The organism is Streptomyces sp. YIM S03343, assembly GCF_054729195.1.
On record NZ_JBPUKX010000001.1, the window covers coordinates 198,729 to 218,290 of the forward strand.

Genomic DNA, 19,562 nt, shown 5'->3' on the forward strand with positions numbered 1-19,562 from the left:
AAATCCTCGACACGCTGCTGCCCCAGAGCCGACGCAATCCCTCCTTGGAGGTGTTACGTAATAGGGATATGCGACATATGGGCGTTCCCTTGGAGCACCTGCCCGACGACGCGCTGCTGGAGGGCCTGACCACCGGGGATCCCAGGCTCGCGGTGTCGTTCGTGCGGAGGTTCCAGCACCGGATCTTCGGCGTGGCCGTCACCGTGACCGGGGATGCCCAACTCGCCGAGGACGTCGCCCAGCAGACCTTCGAGCGGGCGTGGCGGCATGCCCAGATGTACGATCCGCGGCGCGGCTCCGTACGCAGCTGGCTCACCACCATCGCCCGCAACCTGGCCATCGACGCCACCCGCACTCGCCGGGCCGTCCCCGTCGACCCTGACGAGCTGTCCCTGCTCCTGGACGAGGTCAACCGCACGCCCGAGCGGCAGGCCCTCGCCGACGAGACCTCCGCCGAACTGCGCAGCGCCGTCGCCCGCCTGCCCCGTGAGCAGGCTCGGGCACTGGTCATGGCGGGGATCTACGGCATGACCGCCCAGCAGGTCGCGGACGCCGAGCATGTCCCGCTCGGCACCGCCAAGACCCGCATCAGGGCGGGCATGGGCAAGCTCCGGAACGCCCTGGCCTCGCAGGATGCCCAGAATGGAGGTGAGCCATGACCGGAGGTAGCAGCGACGGTCGGCTGACCTGCGCCCAGTTGCACGACTGCAGCGCGGAGCTGGCGCTCGATGTGCTGCCCGGACGCGAGCGCGCCACCGCCGTGGCGCACCTCCAGCACTGCGCGGAGTGCCGGGCCTATGTCCGTGATCTGGCGCCCATGGCCGACGGTCTCCTCGATCTGGTTCCGGCCGCCGAACCGCCGCCGGGTTTCGAGTCACGCGTCCTGCGGCGTATGGGGCTGCCCGCCCGGCCGCCCTGGCGCCGACGGCACCGGCTCGGCCGTGTCCTGGCCGCCGCCGCGGCAGCCGCTGCCCTGGCCCTGGGCGGCTGGGCCGTCGGCAGCGCCTCGGCCCCCACGACACACTCGGCACTGCGCATCGCCGTGCTCACCGCCCAGGGACGGCACATCGGCGAGGCGTACGCCTACACCGGCCCGTCGCCCTGGCTCTACATGAACCTCGACGCCGGCAAGGTCACCGACGACCCCACCGTACGCTGCCAGGTGGTGCGCGCCGACGGCTCGATCAGTACCGTAGGCACCTTCCGCCTGGACGACGGGTACGCCCACTGGGGCGGTCCGTTCCCCGCTCGCTCCTCCCCCGTCACGGCCGTGCGGCTGCTCACACCGGACGGCTCGGTCCTGGCGACCGCCTCCGTCTTCCACGACACCGTCGCGTCCGCACAGGGTCCAGCCGAGTGATCGGTACGGTCCATGAGTCACAGCCGCGGATCGATCATCCAGGGCCGGGAGCACGACGTGCCGAACGCGGCCACCGACCGTGTAGAAGAAATGAGAAATGAGTGATCACGAGGCCCGTCGTGGCTTCGCCGGGCAGGACTGGTTCGTACGTGCTCACGTCCGTATCCGCGGCTCACATCGGTCCGCCTCGGTGGACCCCTCGGTGCTCAGGATCTTCCACCCCGGTGAGGAGCTGGAGATGATGCAGTGGGGCCAGTCGGGACAGCAGCCAGACACGTGCGCATGGTGGACCGATAAGGATCTCGATGCAGCACACTCCGTTCCGGGCCAAGAGGTGGAGATCCTGGAGGTGCTCGAAGGGCAGTTGCCAGTGACCTACCTCTAGACAGACGAGGCAGTCACCGAGTCCCGGAACGCCTCCCGCTGACAGGCGGACGAACCCGGCGTGCATCTCCAGCGAGCCGGCATGCAGCTGACCCGAGGGGCCGAGGTGGTTCTCCCCGATCCGCGGATCACCGTGGCGGCCGCAAGGCCGTCACGGTGCCGACTGGATGTCGCCGCGTGTGGAGGACGTGATGGTGTCGCGGTGCGCGAAGTCGCCCGGGGGGATGCCGGGGTGGTGTCCGGCTCGGGCCGACGGCACCGAGGCCGAGGGGCCGAGAGTAAGCCGGGACACGATGCGGTAGCGGTCGCCCCGGTAGATCGAGTGGACATATTCGACGGGCCGGCCCGTGGTATCCGAGGTGAGCCGCTCGAAGAGCAGCGCCGGCGACAGCTCGGGCACGTCGAGCAGTTCGGCCTCGGCCGGGGTGACGACGGTCGGTTCGATCGCCTGGACGGCTTCCTGGACGTGCACGTCGTGCTGTTCGCGCAGGTGCTCGTACAGGTCGCCGGCCTCCAGCTCCAGTGCGGACAGTGTGGGGACCAGGTCGGCCCTGATGTGCAGGTGCTCGATGGCCATCGGGGCTCCATCCACGAGGCGCAGCCGTGCCACGTACACGATCTCAGCGGCGGGCGAGATACGCAGTTTGCGGCCCACGCGCGCGCCCGCCGGGATGGTGGTGAACTCCAGCAGACGACTCGACCAGGTCCCAGAAGCCTGAGGCGCGGTCATGGCCTGCTGTCCGGAGACGAGTTCCTGGGTGATCTTCTCGGGTGCAACGAACATGCCGCGCCCGTGTTCCCGTACCAACAGACCCGCAGCGACCAATTCGTCGGCCGCCGCGCGCAGGGTCGGACGGGACACTCCCAGGCGGGCGCAGAGGGCACGCTCGGAGGGGATCGCGTCCCCCGTGCTGTGCGACTCGACGAGACCGAGGAGAAAGTCACGAACCCGCTCACGTTTGAGCACCGCACCTGGTGCGTCGGCCTTCATATGGTGCTCCTTTTTGCGAGGAATACCCGGTCACTCACTTGACCAGTTGACCAGTCGGCAGGTGCAACGGCCCTCTTGACTGGGGAAGTGTAACCACCGTCAAGCAACGGCCACTCGGATCCTGGCCGACCTACGACTCAAATCGCGTCCCTACACGGGCGGTTGACGCTTCAATTGGTCTATGCCACCTTCTTCCCCACATCAAGAGGTGAGCTGTCCAGTGAACCTCACTGGTCAGGTGGCCAGGTCACGTCCTACAGAGGTGAACCGTGAAGCTCCGCCTCATTGCCGGTGCGGCAGCGTCTCGCCCAGTCCCACTCGTACCGGAGGACGCGGACGCCGACGTGGCGGCGCGGGTGCTCGGTACACAGGCCCGGTTGTGGGCCGAGTTCGTCACGACGCCCGCCCACATCGAACACCTCACCCGCCCGCGGCTGTGCGCCCTCGCGGACCACGGCTGGAGCGGCCCGACCGAGTGGGCCGGCTTCCATGCCCGCCTCGACGAGCACACCGACCGGCCGGACGCGCTCGACACCAATCACCCCCTGATCCTGTCCCCTTCCCGGAAACCCCCACCTTCTGGAGAGGAACAACGATGAGATCCGCGAACAAGCCGCTACGCGCCACCGCGTCCGCCGCCCTCGCGCTCGCCCTCGGCGTCGCCGCGCTCACCGCGCGCCCCGCCACCGCGGCCGGCGACGGGCTGAGCGTCCAGTACCGGACGAGCGCGACCGGAGCCAATGTCAAGGACCAAGTCCTCACTCCAGCGCAGGTCGCCGCCAAGGTGACGGCGTACCGAGGCGCGGGCACCACGTTCGAGGACACCGTCCCCAGCAGCTGATCCTGCCGGCCCAGTCCAGGACCGCTGCATCGGCGGCCGTGTCGATGCAGCGGTCCTGCCCCGAGTTCGTGACCCGGATCGGCGGACTGCTGGTGTCCGGAGAACTCATGAACCACACGCCTTCAACGACAACTACGACGTGCACGACACGGCCCGGTGACGGGGAGGCCCCCGTGGTCGCCGCGATCACAGCCTTGTGACCATCCGCAACGGCGAGGGTGTGCGCCTTGGTGTGCTCACGGCAGCCGTACGACAGTGGCGCGCATGCCGCCGTCGGCACGATCGCCCAGGACTGGCACGGCAGTTGACTGTCTCGGGCCTGTGCCATGGCAGGAACTGCCCATTGCTTGAGGACACGGCCCGGTGATCACTCGAAAGGCGGGCCGGAGGGGGGGACGGAACGCGCGCACAGAGGCGCGCGCTCTGTGTCCCCTCCGGCCCGACGGCGGGAGTGTGTTTCGGGCCGGGCATCGAAGACTCCTGGATGGCGGCAGGGCCCAGCAGGGGCGGGGCACCCGTGCGGCGCCCCGCCCCCGGACCGGAGGGCCAGAAGGCCGGGGGCCGGTGGGTCAGACAGTGGCGGTCAGCGGCTCGGAAGCTGGCGGCGCCGCCAGCCGACCGGTGCGATGCACGCCATACAGCGCGGCGGCACACGCCAGGCCGAGCGCGGACAGCGTGATCCACGGCAGCGCGGGCAGCCCGGCCGCGCGGGCAGCGTCGAGCGCTGCACCCGTGCCCAGGTTCCCGATGGTGATGCCGATGCCGCAGATCGTGTTGTAGAGCCCGTAGTGCGTGGCGACCAGGCGGTCACCGGAAAGGCGGACAATAGTGTCCATCTCGAACGGGTATCCGATCATCGTGCCGACGGCCAGCAGCAGCGCGGCAAGCGTCGGCGGCACTGCCGCGAGCAGCCACAGTCCGATCCCGGACTTCGGTACGGGCAGGGCGGTGGCCAGCAGCAGAGGCACGAAGGCCAGGCCCATGACGGCCAGCCCCCGCACGAGCGCCTGCCCGGGCTCGTAGCGCGCCTTGCACCAAGCGGTCACTCGCGTCTGGCCGAGGATCGTGCTCAGTCCGGAGACCGCGAAGAGCACCGCGACCGCCGCCGTGCCGGACTCCCCGTCGCCGCCGAGCCGACGTACTTCCAGCGGCAGCGCCAGATAGACCTGGAAGGACAGGACGTACGACCCGATCATGGCGAGGGAGAAAAGCAGGAACGGCCGGTTGGCGATGATGCCGCGCCACTGGGCAAGCACGTCCTGGCCGAAGCCCTCCTGCCGCTCGGCGTCCTCGGCCCGCCGGGCGGGCAGCGCGTGGATCTGCACGACGCTCAGCAGCGCGAAGATGCCGGCCGAGACGAGACAGGTGATGCGGAAGTCCACGCCGGTCAGCACCATGCCCGCCAGCGGGCCCAACAGGATGCCGGCCTGGTAGAACACGTTGAACAGGGCGAACGCCTCGACCCTGCGTTCCCCCGCGTCGGCCGCGAGGTAGGCCCGTACGGCCGGGTTGAACAGTGCCCCGGCCAGCCCCGTGGCCGCGGACGCGGCGAGCAGCGCAGGCAAGGAATCCACCAGTCCGAGTGTCGCGAAGCCGAGGGTGCGCAGCACACATCCGGCGACGATCATCGGCTTGTAGCCGAGCCGGTCGGCGAGCGTGCCGCCGACCAGGAACATGCCCTGCTGGCTGAAGTTCCGTACGCCGAGGACGAGTCCCACCGTCCAGCCGGCCATCCCGAGGGTGCCGGAGAGGTGGGCGGCCAAGTAGGGCATCAGCATGTAGAAGCCGAGGTTGATGGTGAACTGGTTGACCATCAACAGTTGGACGCTGCGTTCGTAGGACCGAACCTGGGTGAGGAGCCCCTTCATCAGTCCTCCTCCGCGGGGTCGGTCCCGACGCCTGGAGAGTCCTCGGTGACGCCTTGGTTCCCGCCTCGCAGGGTGAGGGGATCGACCACGGTGGTACACCGGGTCCAGCAGGTGACTTCCTTCTCGTCCAGGCGCCCGATCAGCTCCGGTTCTGGGCGCCGGGGGTGAGTCCAGCAGACCGTGGGCGGTGCAGTAGTCGTCGTCGTAGACCGTCCCCAGGTAGCGTTGAGGGCCATCGGGGAAGATCGCGACGATGCGTGCGTCGACGGGCATAGTCCGGGCCAGCCAGCCGGCCACCAGCGCGACCGCGCCGACGCTCCACCCGCCGGTGGCGTAGTGGGACGCGGCCAGTTGGCGGCTCGTCCATACGGCCTCATGCGGGGCGACCCAGTGCACCTCGGAGAAGTTCTCGTAGGCGACGTTGCGGGGGTAGATGCTGGAGCCGAGGCCTCGCATCAGCCGGGGCCGGGCGGGCTGGCCGAAGATCGTTGAGCCGGTCGTGTCCACGCCGACGACGGTCAGCTCCGGGTAGAGCTGGCGCAGGACGCGCGAGACGCCCGCCGAGTGGCCGCCGGTGCCGACGCTGCACACCAGCACGTCGATGTGGCCCATCTCCGAGGCCAGTTCGAGAGCCAGGGGGGTGTAGGCGGCGACGTTGTCCGGGTTGTTGTACTGGTCCGGGCACCACGAGTCCGGATGCTGCTCCAGCAGTCGCTGCACGCGTTCGCGGCGGGCCTGCTGCCAGCCGCCCGTGGGATGCAGCTCCGAGACGACGTTGACCTGAGCGCCATACGCCGCCAGCAGCCGGGTCATGGACAACTCCAGTCCCGGATCGGTGACCAGAGTCACCGGGTGGCCGTACACCATGCCGGCCAGCGCCAGCCCCAGGCCGAGCGTGCCGCTGGTGGACTCGATGATCCGTCCGCCGGGCCTCAGGTCGCCACGGGCGCGGGCCCGCTCGACCATGTGCAGCCCCGGACGGTCCTTGATCCCGCCGGGGTTGAAGCCCTCGAGCTTGGCCCAGAAGCCGCGCCCGGCCGGTGTCAACGGCTCCGACACCCTCAGCATCGGGGTGTTGCCCACCAGACCGGACAGGGCGGACCGGCCCGGGTCGACCGCGGCCTTGGTCAATGACTGCATGTCTGTGTTGTCACTCTCGCTCGATGAATGCAGATGAATGCACGTGCGGGTTCATCGCGCGCCCCATGGCGCAGTGGCGGACCGTGGTTCGGCGTTCTTGGCATGGGGGCGCGGCAGCCGGTGAGGTCGGTCGGCTGCGAGCAAGTGGCCTAGATTCGCCACCGCGAAGTACGGGCGAGCGCAACGCGGCCGCTGCGGGTCCTGCGGCGTCTGGGGGATTGATGGCGTACGAGGGGGCTTGCCGTCGCCACGGATACGGCGACGAGTACGGCCACAGCCAGCGGGGCGAGGGGAAGATCCTCCGTCGACTGGGCCACGGTACGGACGATGGCGTCCGCCTCACAGTCCTCGGCCTCGTGGTGCTTGTGGGGCTCATGCGGCTCCCCGCCGGTGGCTGTCACCGACGACGCGGCAGGCACGGACACCGAGGCGTGCGTCTCATCGGGCACACCGTGCATGACGGCGCACAGCACGAGCGCCATCACGAGCACGGCGGGGATCGCCGATACGAATCGGCGCCACGACGATGAGCCGCATGAGCTCCATGAGGCACGCGCGGGCATACGGGGTTGTGTCGGCACAGGTCCTCCGCACTGCTGCCCCGCCTCCGGCAAGACCGGAGTGAGGCGCAGACATGGGTGGGGGCAGGACGGCTTCGACGGACGTGACGCCCCATCATGAGCATGGGGGTACAGGGCTTGTCGCGTGGTATCGGCCGAATTGGTGACACCTGACAGGCCGGTTGGAGGATTCCGAACCGCTAGACCTGCTGCACCACCGAGGCTGCTCTCAGAGCCACTGTTGACGCCCCGTCGACGGGTGGACCGACGGCAGACATCCGCAGGGCCGAGGCATCAGCATCAGCTGATTCGCGAACCGATGGCGCAATGCGCGGCGATGCCAGGACAGAACCCTGCTTGGGCTGCCCTGATGCGCACTGCCCGACAGAATGTGACGAACCATGCCCGCCGGGGTGATCGTCGGGTTCCGCGGCGAAGAGCGGTACGGACTCCGCAGCTGCATGGTGAGTGCTCTCGTCCCACGCTGCGGCGGGAGTCGTCGCGCTGGTGGAGAAGTGTCCCTGGACGCTCTCCACATGCATGCCGTGTGTCACCAGGACGCCGAACAGGAGCACGGCCATGGCCAGCACGCGCAGCAACGGACCCGCGTCGGGGCGGGTCCCGTCTATGCGCCAGGGCAACCAAGCCGTAACCATGCCGTGATCCTAGCGGCTCGTCGGCGGTGATCGACCTTCAGTGCGGAAACACCGGGTTGACTCGCCAGATGATGGCTTGTTTGCAGCGGCGAGTGTGCAGGTGGCTCCTGGAGGCGGCGTCGGCGCGCGCTGGCAATGTCAGCACGACGGTGTCGGCACGGAACCCCCAGCCTTCCTCGACACGATCGGGCCGCAGCAGAACGGGACGCGGCCTCACCGGAGCCTGTGGGGATGGCCCGCCCCATGTACTGCTGCCATAGGCGACACGGTCGGTGCTGACGGCCGACACCTTCTCGTCCCGGCAAGGTCGTGCCACCAGGAGTCCGGCGGTTGGCCTCGTGCTGGAGAACCGGGGCAGCGGACAGTACCGGCTCATCAACCGCACCGAGAGTTCGCCCTGGTAGGCGGTTGCCGTCGTCCACGACGCCGTGAACGGCAGGAGGGCGGGCCGGTGCCCGTCGCGGGCACCGAAGTCGTGCTGGGCGTCCAAGGCGCCGTCATCAGAAAGCCGTGACCGGGCCTGGCGGGATCCTCGATCTGCAGGACGTCGAAGTGGGCAACGGGTGGACCAGGTCAGCGACGATGCTGCGGATGCGCAGCATCGTCGCTGTGCTTGAGCGCGACCCCGTCGGCTCCGGCCGCGCGGGTCTGGTCGTCCTCGGACACCCGAGCAGCAGGACCCCGCCGTCGGTGTTGGCCAGGGCGATGAGGGCCGTTCGCCGTGTTGCGCTCGCTACTGCTGCTGGTAGGCCTTGACGTCTTTGATGAGCAGGTAGGTGTCGCGCAGGTTGGCATGGTCTTTCAGGGAGCGGTAGATGCCCCACTTGGGGCGCGCCCGCTCGGGGCCGAGCCAGGTGTCCAGGCCGCTTGCGGAGGCGTTGGCGACGGTGGTGGAGCCGTCGTTGACCGTCCAGTCGATCTTGCCGCCGGTGCCGTCCTTGAAAGTGATGTCCAGCTGGGTGCTGATCCACTTGTCCTGGAGCGGGGTGAGAGGGGTACGGCCGACGATTTTCCCGCTCAGAGCCGAGTTGAGTTCGATGGTGGGCTTGCCGCCGCTTTGGCGCAGCGACATGACGATGATCGGCGATGTGCCGCCGCCAGGCTCCTTGAACTGCATGATGTGGGTGAAGCTGGTCGTGGCGTGCAGCGAGCTCGGGATGTACATGGAGTAGGTGAAGCGCCAGGTCTGGCCCCGGAGGATCTTCAGGTCCTGGCCGGCTGCAGACATCCCCTTGACCTCGTTGCGCTGACGGTCCGAACCGTCGCGGTCCTTGAGGTGCATGTCGAAGCGGTACGCCCCGTCCTTGACATAGATGTGCTTGACACCGGGGTGCGAGCCGGACCGGTCGTCCTCGACGCCTTCGAAGGCGCCCAGCCCGTCCTTGGCCGCGTCCGGGTGCCACATCAGCTTCCAGCTCCCCGCCTTGGCCGTCGCGTTGCCGGCGGCAACCGAGCCGGTGGCGGTGCTGGCGCCGCCGGTGCTCGCCATGGCGTGGGTGCCGACGACGGCGAGCGTACCGGCCACTACGGCCGATCCGGCCGCGAGCACGGCCTTCCGTCGGCTGAGCCGGCGTGCCGCCGCGGTGTGTGTCCGCGATGTGTGATGGGCGGGGTGCGAGGTGTGTGCGGTGTTCTTGGCGCTCAGCTGTAGTAGGCGATCTTCTCGTCAAGGACCGCCACGGCCCGACGCAGCGCCGCCACCCGCTGCTCCGGGACTGCACGGCGCTCGCGGAGGAAGGCGACCCGGTCCTGCGGAGGGTGTTCGGCGCGCAGGATGGCGACGAGTCCGCGCAGGTCCGCGATACCGAGGTCGGCCTCGCGGAAGCACGTGACCAGGCCGATCCAGAAGAACTCGTCCTCGGTGTACTGCCTGCGCCCGCCAGAGACGGCCGACTGCGCACCCTCAGCCTTCCAAGCGGCCGCCCGCGCAGAGGCCCCCAGCTCCGGGATCGCGGAGCCAGCAGATCGTCATCAATGCCACACCGGGCGCCGACTCGCTGGAACGGCTCCTCGCTCTGCGTGAGGAACTGGACGGCAAAATCCTCGTCAGACATATCCAACGCCACCGTCACGGACCGGACGGACTACCCGCTCGCCCCCGCACCTTCCCGCCTGCACCGGGCTGGTCACCGGACGGACACCACGTCAAGAACGAGATCGACTACCTCCGGCGGATCGGAGAAGACCCGGGTCCACGGCGGCTTACTCGTCCGCGACGGCCAGGAGCTCACGATGACCGCCACCTCCCCCAACAGCGCCTTCTACCAGCAGTTCCTTCAGCTGGTCGAGGACGCCAACCCCGTCGGGGACATCTATGTGATCACCGACAATCTGTCCTCGCACAACAGCGTGCCCACCCGGACCTGGCTCGAGGACCATCCCCGCATCAGGCACGTGTTCATCCCGGTCGGCGCCTGCTGGCTCAACCTCCAAGAGGGCTGGTGGCGCATCTTCCGCAAGACCGCCCTGGCCGGACGTTCCTTCGGCGACCGCAACCACATCACCCATGCCACCGAAGTGGCCACAACCCAGCTCAACTCCCGCGCCCGACCCTGGATCTGGGGCAGACCCGCACCGCCCACCCGGCGTTTACGCCGCCGCTATGTGTACTTCCTTTGAGGAATCCAGGACTAGGGAGAGACTCCAAGCAGCGCTCCCCGGTATACGCGTCGTCAAGACGCTCAACACCATGCTCTACATGGTGATGACCGCGCCTACCGCACTCGCCCAGCCGCCCACCGCCTTCCTCCCGCATGAGGACTCGGGAACCAAGCAGGTCGTCCACGGGCTTCTCGAAGACCTCGGATGGCGCCGGGAGTGGATCACGGACCTCGGCGGGATCGAGACCGCGCAGGCTGTCGAGGCCGCAGTCCTGCGAGCGGGGAGCGGGGAGTATGTGGGCACTCTCCCCCGTGAATGGTCCACGCGGTGCCCGAGAGGCGATACTGCGGAGCATGTCCATGCCTTCCGCTTCCTCGTCGCCGAGCACTTTCGAGCTGCTGTGCGAACAGCACGCTTCGCGGCTTCCGCGTCATTGGAGGAGCTCGCCGGTCCAGCGGCCGGCACGGTGAATCTGCCTTCGCACGTCGTCCGGTCCGGGCGCGGCTCGTACGGGCTCACGCAGGATCGCTCGCGGATGAGTCTCCACCGCACTGTCCTGGCCGAAGGACTGCCGGTGGGCCGGTCCAGTCGTGGCCGAAACCGGCCGTGTCGGTCGGTGAGCGTGATGCGGGGATCGAAGTCGGGGCGCCGAGGCCCGCTGGCCGACCCGGGGGCTCCCTCCTGGTCGGCAAGGCCACCGCCTGTGCAAGCAGCGTGCCCGAACAACCTACTCCTCAAGGACGAAATCAGAACCATGCGTGTGCTCCTGGTCGAGGACGAAGAAGACCTGCGGTATGTGATCTCGGCGGGCCTGAGGGACGCCGGGTACGCCGTCGACGCCGTGTCCGACTGGCCCGATGCGGACGTCATGCTCGACTACGTGCCCTACAGCTGTGTGGTGCTCGACCGCCTCGTGCCGTCCGGAGACACTCTCTACCCGCTCCAGGAGCGCCGCCGCCGCGGCTGGACCACGCCGGTCCTGTGCCTCACGGCCCTGAACGAGGTCCCGGACCGTGTGGACGGCTTCCGTTCCGGAGCGGACGACTACCTGGCGAAACCGTTCGCCATGGTGGAACTGGTGCTGCGCGTCGGCAGTCTCGTTCGCCGGGCGCCGGAACGACTGCCCGTACATCTGCGCCACGCTGACGTCGAGCTGGACGAGGCCCGACGCGAGGTGCGCCGCGCCGGTGTTGTGCTGTATCTGACCCCCAAGGAGTACGCGGTCCTGCGCCAGCTCCTGCTGCACCGGGATGAGGTGGTCACCCGTACCGCGCTGATCGATCACTGCTGGGACGAGATGGCCGACCCCGTCTCGAACGTCGTCGACGCGGTCATGGCGGGCCTGCGGCGCAAGCTCGGCGGGCCCGCCATGATCCAGACCGTACGCGGTCATGGGTTCCGGCTCACGGACGGCGCGGAGCCGTCATGACGGACGGCCATGACGGGGAGCGGCCCGCAGGACGTCCGCATCGCGCACCACTGCGGCTTCGACGGCAGCTGGTGAAGATAAGGGTCACCCGGACCGTCGGGGCCGCGCAGAACGTGCGTCCGTCCCCGGCCCGCAGGCGCCTGAGCCGTCTCCAGCGGCGGCTGACCCTGGCATACACGCTGATCACACTGGCCGGGGTGGGGGCGCTGTGCTGGCTTGTGATCCGCACCGACGCACGGTCCTGGCAGGCCACCCAGTACGAGGAGATGCGCCGCCGGGCGGCGGTGACCGCCTCGCTGATCTACTACACCGACGCCGGGATCCAGCTCGACGGCCTGTACGACGACGAGGCGACCAGCGGCCGTCCCCAAGTGCTCGTGCTCCAGGCTCGCAGCGACGGGCTGCGACGCGTGTTCATCTCACGCGGCCCTGCGGCGGACGTCGAGGCGGGTGCGGTCGCCCACGTGGCACGTAAGGCGATGGCTCAGGACGACACCGTGCGCGCGGAGGGCCGCACCGGTGCGGGACAGCCGGTGTACCTGCTGGCGCTGCCGTTCTACCACGACCGGACGCAGCAGACGTCGGGTGCCGTGGTCGTGGTCGGCGACCCCGCGAAGGGGCAGGCGGAACACCATCGGCTGGTGGTATCGGTGCTGTCCGGCTCCGGTCTCCTGGTGCTGTTGGCGGCCGGGACCGGCCACGTACTGTCCGGGCGGAGTCTGCGCCCCGCAGCGGAGGCGCTCGACGCTCAGGAGCGGCTGCTCGCGGACGCGGCACACGAACTGCGCACACCGGTGGCCGTGATGCGCGGCTCGGTGGACCTCGCGGACGCCGACCCGGGTCGGCTTCACGCACATCTGCCGCGCTTGCGGCGAGCCACGGACCGCATGACGGACGTCGTCGACAACATCCTCACCCGCGGTCGGCTTCAGGCCGGGAACACGTTCCGTCCCGTGCCACTGCGTCTGGATCAGCTCGTCGAGCAGGTCTGCGAGGAACTGCCGCCCGCTCGGCACACGGTGACGCCGTACCTCGAGCCGTCGGTGGTGACCGCCGATCCGGAACTGGTGCGGACAGCGGTGCGCAACCTGCTCGCCAACGCGCTGCGGCACGGACGGACCCCCGGCGACCCGCAGGACCGGGCCGAGGTGGACATCACTGTCAGCGGCACCGCGGTCACCGTGGCCGACCGGGGCGTCGGGGTGGACCCGGACGTCCTGCCCGGTCTGCTCGTCCGGTTCCGCTCCCCCGGCGGCGGCACTGGCATCGGGCTGTCACTGGTGCGGGAGGTCGCCGCCGCGCACGGCGGAGAGGTGACAGTACGGCAGCGGCCCGGCGGCGGATCGGCCTTTGTGCTCACGCTGGGACCGGCGCAGCGGCCGACGGGGCACCGCCGGGCACCGCTAGGTTCCCCGGGCCGGAATCGCGCCTCATGAATTCCTCACGGTTCTCCGCTCAGGATGTGCACATCAGTACGTACGTTGCACAGGAGTCCGTGTGTCGAACCACGCAGCTGTACCTTTCCTCCGCCGCAAAAGCACCGTCGCCGCCGGGGCCGTCGGCGCCGTGGTCGCCCTGGGGGCCGGTGTGACACTGTCCGCCGTCTTCGCGGCCACTCCGGCCGGAAAGACGGCGCCGAAGGTGATACTCCCCACGGCCAACGCCACGTTCGACTATCAGATCGGCGGCGGGTACACCCCTGCGAAGGGGGTGACCGCCGTGTCGCGTGACCGGTCCGCCAAACCCGTGAAGGGTCTCTACAACATCTGCTACGTCAACGCGTTCCAGGCACAGCCGGACGCACTGAGCTGGTGGCAGAAGAACCACCCCGACCTGATCCTGCGCGACAAGGACAAGCGTCCGGTGGTCGACAAGGACTGGAACGAGGCGCTTCTGGACACGTCGACGGCGGACAAGCGCACCCGGCTGGCCCAAGTGGTCGGTGAGTGGGTGGACGGCTGCGCCAAGAGCGGCTTCCAGGCCGTGGAGCCGGACAACCTCGACTCCTACGAGCGCTCGGGCGGCCGCCTGAGCAAGGCGCACAACGCGGCCTTCGCCAAGCTCCTGGCCGCCCGGGCGCACGCCGCAGGGCTCGCCGCCGGGCAGAAGAACACCGTCGACATGCTGCCGGACCGCACGAAGATCGGCTTCGACTTCGCGGTGGCCGAGGAGTGCGGTGAGTACAACGAGTGCGGCGACTACGCCAAGGCGTACGCGAACCGTGTCTTCGTGATCGAGTACCAGAACGGCGGCTTCAGCCGGGCCTGCGCGGGCTTCGGTGCCAAGCTCGGCATCGTCCAGCGCGATCTCGACGTCGCCCCCCGCGGGTCCGGTGATTACATCTTCCGGACCTGCTGAGGCGGGCAGACCGACCGGACGTCGCATCAGCGCCCCACCTACGCGCTCTCCGCCGGCCGCAGCGGCTGTCCGACCGTGGATGCGCGGGACGCGGTGATCGCGGTGGCGGAAGTCGGGCCATCGTCCTCGCCGCGACCACCGACCGCCTTCCAGTCTCCCCGGACCAGTCCGAGATCCCCCGGTCAAAGTCCTGGCGAGCCCCGGGCAGTTGACCTCAGCCGTCAAGATCCGAGCATGCCCTGGCGCTAGGGGTCGTCGAACTCCTCGGCGGCGACCGGGCGTTCGCCCTCGTAGAAGAAGCTGCTCGGCTCCCGGAGGAAGGCCAGACGCCGCCGGAGGACAGCGGCCTGCTGGTCGGGGGCGTCCAGCGACGCATGAACAGGCTGAGGCCGACGTCGAAGCGGGCTCCCGGGAGCTGGGGCGAATGCTCCTGCAGGCCCATCTCAAGTGGCGGGCCCGCCATGAGGAGGAGGGGCCGGTGACCGTGACCCGATGCGCCCTGCGCGACGCGGGCATGACCAACCTCTACCCCGCCGACGCCATGCTGGGCCTGCCCCGTGGCCGGCACAGTCTGGGACTGCGCCGGCTCGCGGTCCTCGAAGCGGCCCGCGGTTCGTACGACACCGCGCTGGAAGCGATCGACGCAGCTGCGGGGGTCGTGTGGTGGGCAAACGCCAGGTGGAGGATCTGGTGCGGGCCGCGGCCGTGGGCGTCACCGCGTTCTATACGGCCCGCACTCCCCACCCGGCCCCGGCCGGGACGCTGCTGGTGATCAGTGTCGACGGGAAGGGAATCGTGATGCGCCCGGGCCACCTGCGCGAGGCCACCGCGAAGGCCGCCGCCAAGGCCCGACACACCTTCCGCACCCGGCTGTGGACCGGGGAGAAGTCCTGCCGGAAACGGATGGCCACCCTTGCCGTCGTCCACGACGCCGAGCCCGCGATCCGCCGCCCGCACGACATCATCGCCGCCGCGTTCGACCAGGCCGAGGCGCGTGACCCCGAACACCACCAGAAGTGGGTAGTACTGATTGACGGCGCCACCCACCAGCGGGAGTTGATCCAGGTCGAGGCCGCCCGCCGCGATGTCACGGTCCACGTCGTCCTCGACATCGTTCACGTGATCGAGAAGTTGTGGGCAGCCGCCCGCTGTTTCCACACCGCCACCGATCCCGCCGCCGAGGACCGGGTCGGTGCGAAGGCCGCCCGGATCCTGGCCGGCGACGCCCCCGGCGCGGCCCACGACATCCGCGCCGAAGCCGACCGCCGTCACCTCACCGACGACCAGCGCACCGCCGCCGACGAAGCGTGCCGCTACCTCGAGAACAACGCCGACTTCGTCCACTACGACCAGGCCCTGGAAGCGGGCTGGCCGATCGCCAGCGGCGCCGTCGAAGGAGCAGCACGCCACTTGATCGCCGACAGACTTGACATCACCGGCAGCGGGTGGACCGTCCCCGGCGCCGAAGCCGTCCTCACCCTCCGCGCTGTCATCAGCAACGGCGACTTCCGCGACTACTGGATCTTCCACGCGAGGAAAGAGCGCGAGCGACTCCATCCCCTGCCGACCAGCACATCTACGCACTTCAAGCCCGACGCGGGAGCTCACTCAGACAGAGCCGCACACCCGTATCAGATCGCGTTGATCCCCGCATCTTCCCAACAAGGTAGTACCTGGACAGCCTGCTGACGGCAAACCCGCCGTGCTTCACGGCGGGTTTGGCGTGCCGAGGTCTGTGGGGCCAGGCCCGAACGGTGCCGTGCTTGGCCCCGGCGTTTCAGCTCTCCAGGCGCCAGTGCTGGTTCGCACCGCCCGTGCAACTCCATAGCTGGACTTTCGTCCCGTTGGCGCTCCCCTGGCCGTTGGCGTCCAGGCAGAGCCCCGACTGCACCGCTGTGATCATGCCGTCGGGATTGATGTTCCATTGCTGGTCTGCCTGTCCGCTGCAGTCCCAGATCGCCGCCGGGGTGCCGTTGCCCGCTGCCTGGCCGACGCCCAGGCATTTGTTGCCGTAGACAACCAGCTGCTTTCCAGCAGTGTAGGTCCACCGTTGGTTGGAGCCGCCGTTGCAGTCCCACAGTTGCGCCTGCGTGCCGTTGGCCGTGGTGGAGTTGTTGATGTCGAGGCAGCGCCCCGACTGCTGGCCGACGATCTCCTGGTTACCGGAGGACGGTGGCGGTGACGGATTCGAGCCGAACTGTGTGAAGAACTGCCACACCGCCGCCGATGTCCAGGTGCGCCAGCCGTCACCGGTGGAGCCGTCTATGGGACCGGGGTCGTGGCCCGCTCCGTCGAACGCGGCCCAGACGACGGGGTATCCGGACCTGCATCCGGAGTAGGTGGTGATGATGTGCGTCAGACTTCCGTAGGCCGGCTCGGGCGGGTTCTGCGGGGTGCAGCCGTTGTTCCGGACGAAGGTGTCGCGCAGTTCCCGTCCCAGCGAGATGGGAAGCACGTTGTCCCTGATGCCGTGCAGACCCATGTAGGCGATGGGCTGAGTGCCGCCGTTGCACCCGCTGAGGTTCGCGCCGGAGTAGACCGCGACCGCACGGAAGACCGTCGCACGGGAGCAGGCCAGGGCGTACGACATCGCGCCGCCGTAGCTGAAACCGGCGGAGAACAACTGGGTAGTGTCGACGCACAGACCTGTTTCGATCTGACTGACCATCGCGTCGACGAAGGCCACGTCCTGGCCGCCGGAGTTGGCCCAGCCGTTGCCGATGCCCTGGGGGGCAGCGAAGATCGTACCGTTGTTCGCGTTGTCCGCCAGGCGCCTAAGGCCGTAGTAGGACCAGTTGTACCCGTCCGTTCCGCCCGAGTCGACGTCGTTGGCCGTGCCACCCCGCCAGTGGAAGCCGAAGATCAGCCGGTAGGGGTGGTTGCTGTCGTAGCCGGCAGGAACCCGCAGTATGTAACTGCGCGTCTGGCCGCCGCTCTGAATCGTGTGTGTACCACTCGTCAGCGTTGGGGCCTTGCCGCAGCCGGCAGTCGCCCGAACGGCGCCGGCCGTCGTGGCAGACGTGGGCGCGCCAAGGCCACTGCTGAACGAGGAGCCCGCAGCTGCCAGGACGAGAAGTACCGCAGCCGCGATGGACACTAAGAACTGTTTGCGTTTCATACACTCCTTCTTCCGTAGTCGAGGGATGGTCAGGGAGCGTCGGGTCGGCTGGAAACGGGCTCCGTGTGCGGCGGTGACACCACAACGAATGACAAGAGCCTGAGCTCGAAGCCTCCGACCGCGGTGGGTCGTCGCACTTCTGCGCCGGTGCAGGGTCGTCGAAGTACACAGGCCATGACCGCCTTGGCCACCCATCCGCCTCGAACCGATTCGGTGATGTGGTTCCAAGCGCTGTTCGCTGGGGCGGTTCAGACGCCGGTGATGGTCCATTCGTTGTTCGTGCTGGAGTTCGGCGTCCACATCACTGTGGTGGAGCCGACCGTGGTGCTGCCGCTGCCGTCAAGGGCGGTGCCGGTGCCCCGATTGACGATCTGGTAGCGGTTGCCACCGAGGCTGTTGAGCGACCACTGCTGGTTGTTGCCGCCGTTCCACGCCTCCTGGCGGGCGGGAGCGCCGTTGGCGGAGTTGCCCCAGCTGTCGGCGGCCATGCCGTTGGTGCGGTTCATGATGCGGTAGTGGCCGTTGCCGAGGTCGATCAGCTGCCACTGCAGGTTGGTGCTCCCGTCGTAGTTCCACTGCTTGAGGTTGGAGCCGGAGGCTACGTTGCCCCCGCCGTCGAGCACCAGTCCGCTGGTCACGTTGGCGATCTTCACCCAGGTTGTGGAGCCGCCCGGCGCGCCCAGGACGGGGATCTCACCGGAGAAGGTGAGCTTGACCGTGTACGCCAGGGCGCTGAACGGCGGGTTGGACGAGGGCATGGTCAGGTGCAGGCCGGAAGCATCCTGGGTCGGCGCGGGCAGGTTGATGTGGGTGCCGGCGGCGTTGTTCAGCAGGTGCGCGCCCGTCAGGCTGCTGAGGTTGATCTGGCTCGAGTTCAGCGTCGTGATGGTCATGGTGCCGCCCTGCCAGCCCAGCGCGGTGGCGTAGAGCACCTTGTTGTCCTGGCTGCGGGTGAACCGGATGTCCTTCGGTGTGCCGGCCACCGGTCCGCTGAACGAGCCTCCGCCCATCTGGGTGGGGCCCTCGCCGTAACTGGCCCACGAGCGGGTGCCGTAGACCGCCTCTCCGAAGCGGCCGAGCCAGTCACCCATTCCGAGCAGGATCGACTGCTGCCCGGAGGGGATGGTGCCGTCGGCCATCGGGGCGATGTTCAGCAGCATGCTGCCGCCCTTGCTGACCCGGTCGATCAGCGAGTGGAGCAGCGCCTGCGTCGAGTAGTAGCCGATGCCCACCGTGTAGCACCAGCTGGAGGAGGAGATGCTGTCGTCGGTCAGCCAGTAGGGGCTGAGCAGCCCTGCCGGGCCGCCGCGCTCGAAGTCGAAGACCTCGCCCTTGTTGTCCAGGCCGTCCTTGTAGGTCGCGACCACGTCCTTGTTCCACGAGACCGCCTGGTTGTAGTAGTGCGCGAGGAACTGGAGGCGATAGGACTCCTGCACCAGGCCCAGGTCGAAGTCCTGCCAGACCAGATCCGGCTGGTAGCCGTCGATGACCTCGCTCAGCTTGTCGTACCAGAGCTTGTTCTCCGCGGCCGAGCCCTGCTGACCGAAGAGGATGCGCAACGTCGGATCCGACTGGGACGGCACGTGGTCGTAGTAGCCGTTGAAGTGGTAGGCGTGGTGCAGCGAGGCCATGAACTTCAGCCCCTGCCCGCGGATGGCCTGCGCCTGCAGACCCACGAGGTCGAGTCCGGGGCCGTGCTGGACCGAGTTCCACGGGTTGGAGCGGCTGTTCCACATGGAGAAGCCGTCGTGGTGCTCGGCGACCGGGCCCGCGAACTTTGCACCGGCGGCCTTGAACAGCCGCGCCCAGACATCGGGGTCCCAGTTGCCGCCCTGGGAGACCAGTCTGGGGGCGAACTGCACGTGGTTGCCGGCCGTGTCCCGGGCACCGTCGATGAAGTTGTTGTACGGCCACACCGAGGGGTCGCCGTAGGTGGCGATGTGGTGCCGGTTCTCGGCCGAGCCGCCGATGTACATGTTGCGCGGATACCACTCGTTCCCGAACGCGGGAACGCTGAAGACGCCCCAGTGGTAGTAGATGCCGAACTTGGCGTCCTGGAACCAGGCCGGGGCCGGGGGGTGCTGGTCCACGGACGACCAGCTCGCGGTGTAGCTTCCGGGGCCGTCGGTCGCGGCGGCCTCGGGTGCGAACCGCAGCAGGCCGAAGGCCGTGGCCGCGCCGGCCGCTGCCAGCAGACGGCGCCGGCTGATCGGGAGGGAGGAGGAAGTCATGCGGGCCCTCTCAGAGGGATTGACG

17 protein-coding genes and 4 pseudogenes are annotated in these 19,562 nt (G+C 68.8%); 11 read left to right on the forward strand and 10 right to left on the reverse strand.

The window, feature by feature from the left end:
- Nucleotides 1-68 precede the first annotated feature (68 nt).
- The 3 genes from ACSYGN_RS00935 to ACSYGN_RS00945 all read left to right on the forward strand — a co-directional run bounded on the left by ACSYGN_RS00935 (nt 69) and on the right by ACSYGN_RS00945 (nt 1,745).
- Nucleotides 69-659 carry an RNA polymerase sigma factor gene (locus ACSYGN_RS00935; RefSeq protein WP_460403141.1) on the forward strand — a complete coding sequence of 197 codons (591 nt, stop codon included), beginning with the start codon at nt 69-71 and terminating at the stop codon, nt 657-659.
- Nucleotides 656-1,360 (forward strand): hypothetical protein, encoded by a 705-nt coding sequence (locus tag ACSYGN_RS00940; RefSeq protein ID WP_460390806.1) that lies wholly within the window; start codon nt 656-658, stop codon nt 1,358-1,360. The genes ACSYGN_RS00935 and ACSYGN_RS00940 overlap by 4 nt, the downstream gene beginning before the upstream one ends.
- Before the next feature lie 97 nt (nt 1,361-1,457).
- Entirely contained in the window at nt 1,458-1,745 is a 288-nt protein-coding gene (locus ACSYGN_RS00945) for a hypothetical protein (protein WP_460390807.1), read from the forward strand.
- Nucleotides 1,746-1,895: 150 nt separating this feature from the next.
- On the opposite strand, the gene ACSYGN_RS00950 is transcribed toward ACSYGN_RS00945, so the two are convergent.
- On the reverse strand, nt 1,896-2,735 hold the full coding sequence (locus ACSYGN_RS00950; RefSeq protein ID WP_460390808.1) for a GntR family transcriptional regulator: 840 nt from the start codon (nt 2,733-2,735) through the stop codon (nt 1,896-1,898).
- A 269-nt stretch (nt 2,736-3,004) separates the two neighbouring features.
- Between ACSYGN_RS00950 and ACSYGN_RS00955 the strand changes: the two genes are divergently transcribed.
- Together ACSYGN_RS00955 and ACSYGN_RS00960 are read left to right on the forward strand one after the other, a co-directional pair.
- Nucleotides 3,005-3,334 carry a family 20 glycosylhydrolase gene (locus tag ACSYGN_RS00955; RefSeq protein ID WP_460390810.1) on the forward strand — a complete coding sequence of 110 codons (330 nt, stop codon included), beginning with the start codon at nt 3,005-3,007 and terminating at the stop codon, nt 3,332-3,334.
- Nucleotides 3,331-3,576 (forward strand): hypothetical protein, encoded by a 246-nt coding sequence (locus ACSYGN_RS00960; RefSeq protein WP_460403945.1) that lies wholly within the window; start codon nt 3,331-3,333, stop codon nt 3,574-3,576. The genes ACSYGN_RS00955 and ACSYGN_RS00960 overlap by 4 nt, the downstream gene beginning before the upstream one ends.
- 569 nt (nt 3,577-4,145) lie before the next feature.
- On the opposite strand, the gene ACSYGN_RS00965 is transcribed toward ACSYGN_RS00960, so the two are convergent.
- From ACSYGN_RS00965 to ACSYGN_RS00990, 6 genes and pseudogenes are all read right to left on the reverse strand, one after another.
- Nucleotides 4,146-5,444 (reverse strand): MFS transporter, encoded by a 1,299-nt coding sequence (locus ACSYGN_RS00965; protein WP_460390812.1) that lies wholly within the window; start codon nt 5,442-5,444, stop codon nt 4,146-4,148.
- Nucleotides 5,444-6,584, reverse strand: a pseudogene (locus tag ACSYGN_RS00970) (PLP-dependent cysteine synthase family protein). The gene ACSYGN_RS00965 and the pseudogene ACSYGN_RS00970 overlap by 1 nt, the downstream one beginning before the upstream one ends.
- Before the next feature lie 149 nt (nt 6,585-6,733).
- Nucleotides 6,734-7,066, reverse strand: coding sequence for a hypothetical protein (locus ACSYGN_RS00975; protein ID WP_460403143.1), 333 nt, complete (start codon nt 7,064-7,066; stop codon nt 6,734-6,736).
- Between the two features lie 771 nt (nt 7,067-7,837).
- Nucleotides 7,838-8,290 (reverse strand): hypothetical protein, encoded by a 453-nt coding sequence (locus tag ACSYGN_RS00980; RefSeq protein ID WP_460390814.1) that lies wholly within the window; start codon nt 8,288-8,290, stop codon nt 7,838-7,840.
- 243 nt (nt 8,291-8,533) lie between these two features.
- Nucleotides 8,534-9,349: an FHA domain-containing protein gene (locus ACSYGN_RS00985; RefSeq protein ID WP_460390816.1), complete on the reverse strand. Its 816-nt coding sequence runs from the start codon at nt 9,347-9,349 to the stop codon at nt 8,534-8,536.
- 92 nt (nt 9,350-9,441) lie between these two features.
- Nucleotides 9,442-9,681, reverse strand: a pseudogene (locus ACSYGN_RS00990) (MerR family transcriptional regulator); the annotation flags it as partial.
- A gap of 44 nt (nt 9,682-9,725) precedes the next feature.
- Between ACSYGN_RS00990 and ACSYGN_RS00995 the strand changes: the two are divergent.
- The 5 genes and pseudogenes from ACSYGN_RS00995 to ACSYGN_RS01015 form a co-directional block, all read left to right on the forward strand.
- Nucleotides 9,726-9,893 (forward strand): annotated as a pseudogene (locus tag ACSYGN_RS00995) (NADPH-dependent F420 reductase); the annotation flags it as partial.
- Nucleotides 9,820-10,419: a transposase gene (locus ACSYGN_RS01000; protein WP_460390818.1), complete on the forward strand. Its 600-nt coding sequence runs from the start codon at nt 9,820-9,822 to the stop codon at nt 10,417-10,419. The pseudogene ACSYGN_RS00995 and the gene ACSYGN_RS01000, both read left to right, overlap by 74 nt.
- Nucleotides 10,420-11,155: 736 nt before the next feature.
- The gene (locus tag ACSYGN_RS01005) at nt 11,156-11,830 is read left to right on the forward strand and encodes a response regulator transcription factor (protein WP_460390820.1); all 675 of its coding nucleotides are present in this window, start codon (nt 11,156-11,158) and stop codon (nt 11,828-11,830) included.
- 71 nt (nt 11,831-11,901) lie between these two features.
- Nucleotides 11,902-13,266: a sensor histidine kinase gene (locus tag ACSYGN_RS01010; RefSeq protein ID WP_460403145.1), complete on the forward strand. Its 1,365-nt coding sequence runs from the start codon at nt 11,902-11,904 to the stop codon at nt 13,264-13,266.
- A gap of 61 nt (nt 13,267-13,327) precedes the next feature.
- Complete coding sequence (locus ACSYGN_RS01015) at nt 13,328-14,188, forward strand: endo alpha-1,4 polygalactosaminidase (RefSeq protein WP_460390822.1); 861 nt, start codon at nt 13,328-13,330, stop codon at nt 14,186-14,188.
- A gap of 248 nt (nt 14,189-14,436) precedes the next feature.
- On the opposite strand, the pseudogene ACSYGN_RS01020 reads toward ACSYGN_RS01015, so the two are convergent.
- A pseudogene (locus ACSYGN_RS01020) lies at nt 14,437-14,556 on the reverse strand (PadR family transcriptional regulator); the annotation flags it as partial.
- Between the two features lie 295 nt (nt 14,557-14,851).
- Between ACSYGN_RS01020 and ACSYGN_RS01025 the strand changes: the two are divergent.
- A complete protein-coding gene (locus tag ACSYGN_RS01025; RefSeq protein ID WP_460390824.1) occupies nt 14,852-15,877 on the forward strand; it encodes a hypothetical protein in 1,026 nt (341 codons plus the stop codon).
- An 88-nt stretch (nt 15,878-15,965) separates the two neighbouring features.
- Here the strand turns inward: ACSYGN_RS01025 and ACSYGN_RS01030 are convergent, their stop codons facing one another.
- Nucleotides 15,966-17,306 carry a ricin-type beta-trefoil lectin domain protein gene (locus tag ACSYGN_RS01030; RefSeq protein ID WP_460390826.1) on the reverse strand — a complete coding sequence of 447 codons (1,341 nt, stop codon included), beginning with the start codon at nt 17,304-17,306 and terminating at the stop codon, nt 15,966-15,968.
- Between the two features lie 248 nt (nt 17,307-17,554).
- Nucleotides 17,555-19,537: an alpha-L-fucosidase gene (locus ACSYGN_RS01035; RefSeq protein ID WP_460390828.1), complete on the reverse strand. Its 1,983-nt coding sequence runs from the start codon at nt 19,535-19,537 to the stop codon at nt 17,555-17,557.
- Nucleotides 19,538-19,562: the final 25 nt, after the last annotated feature.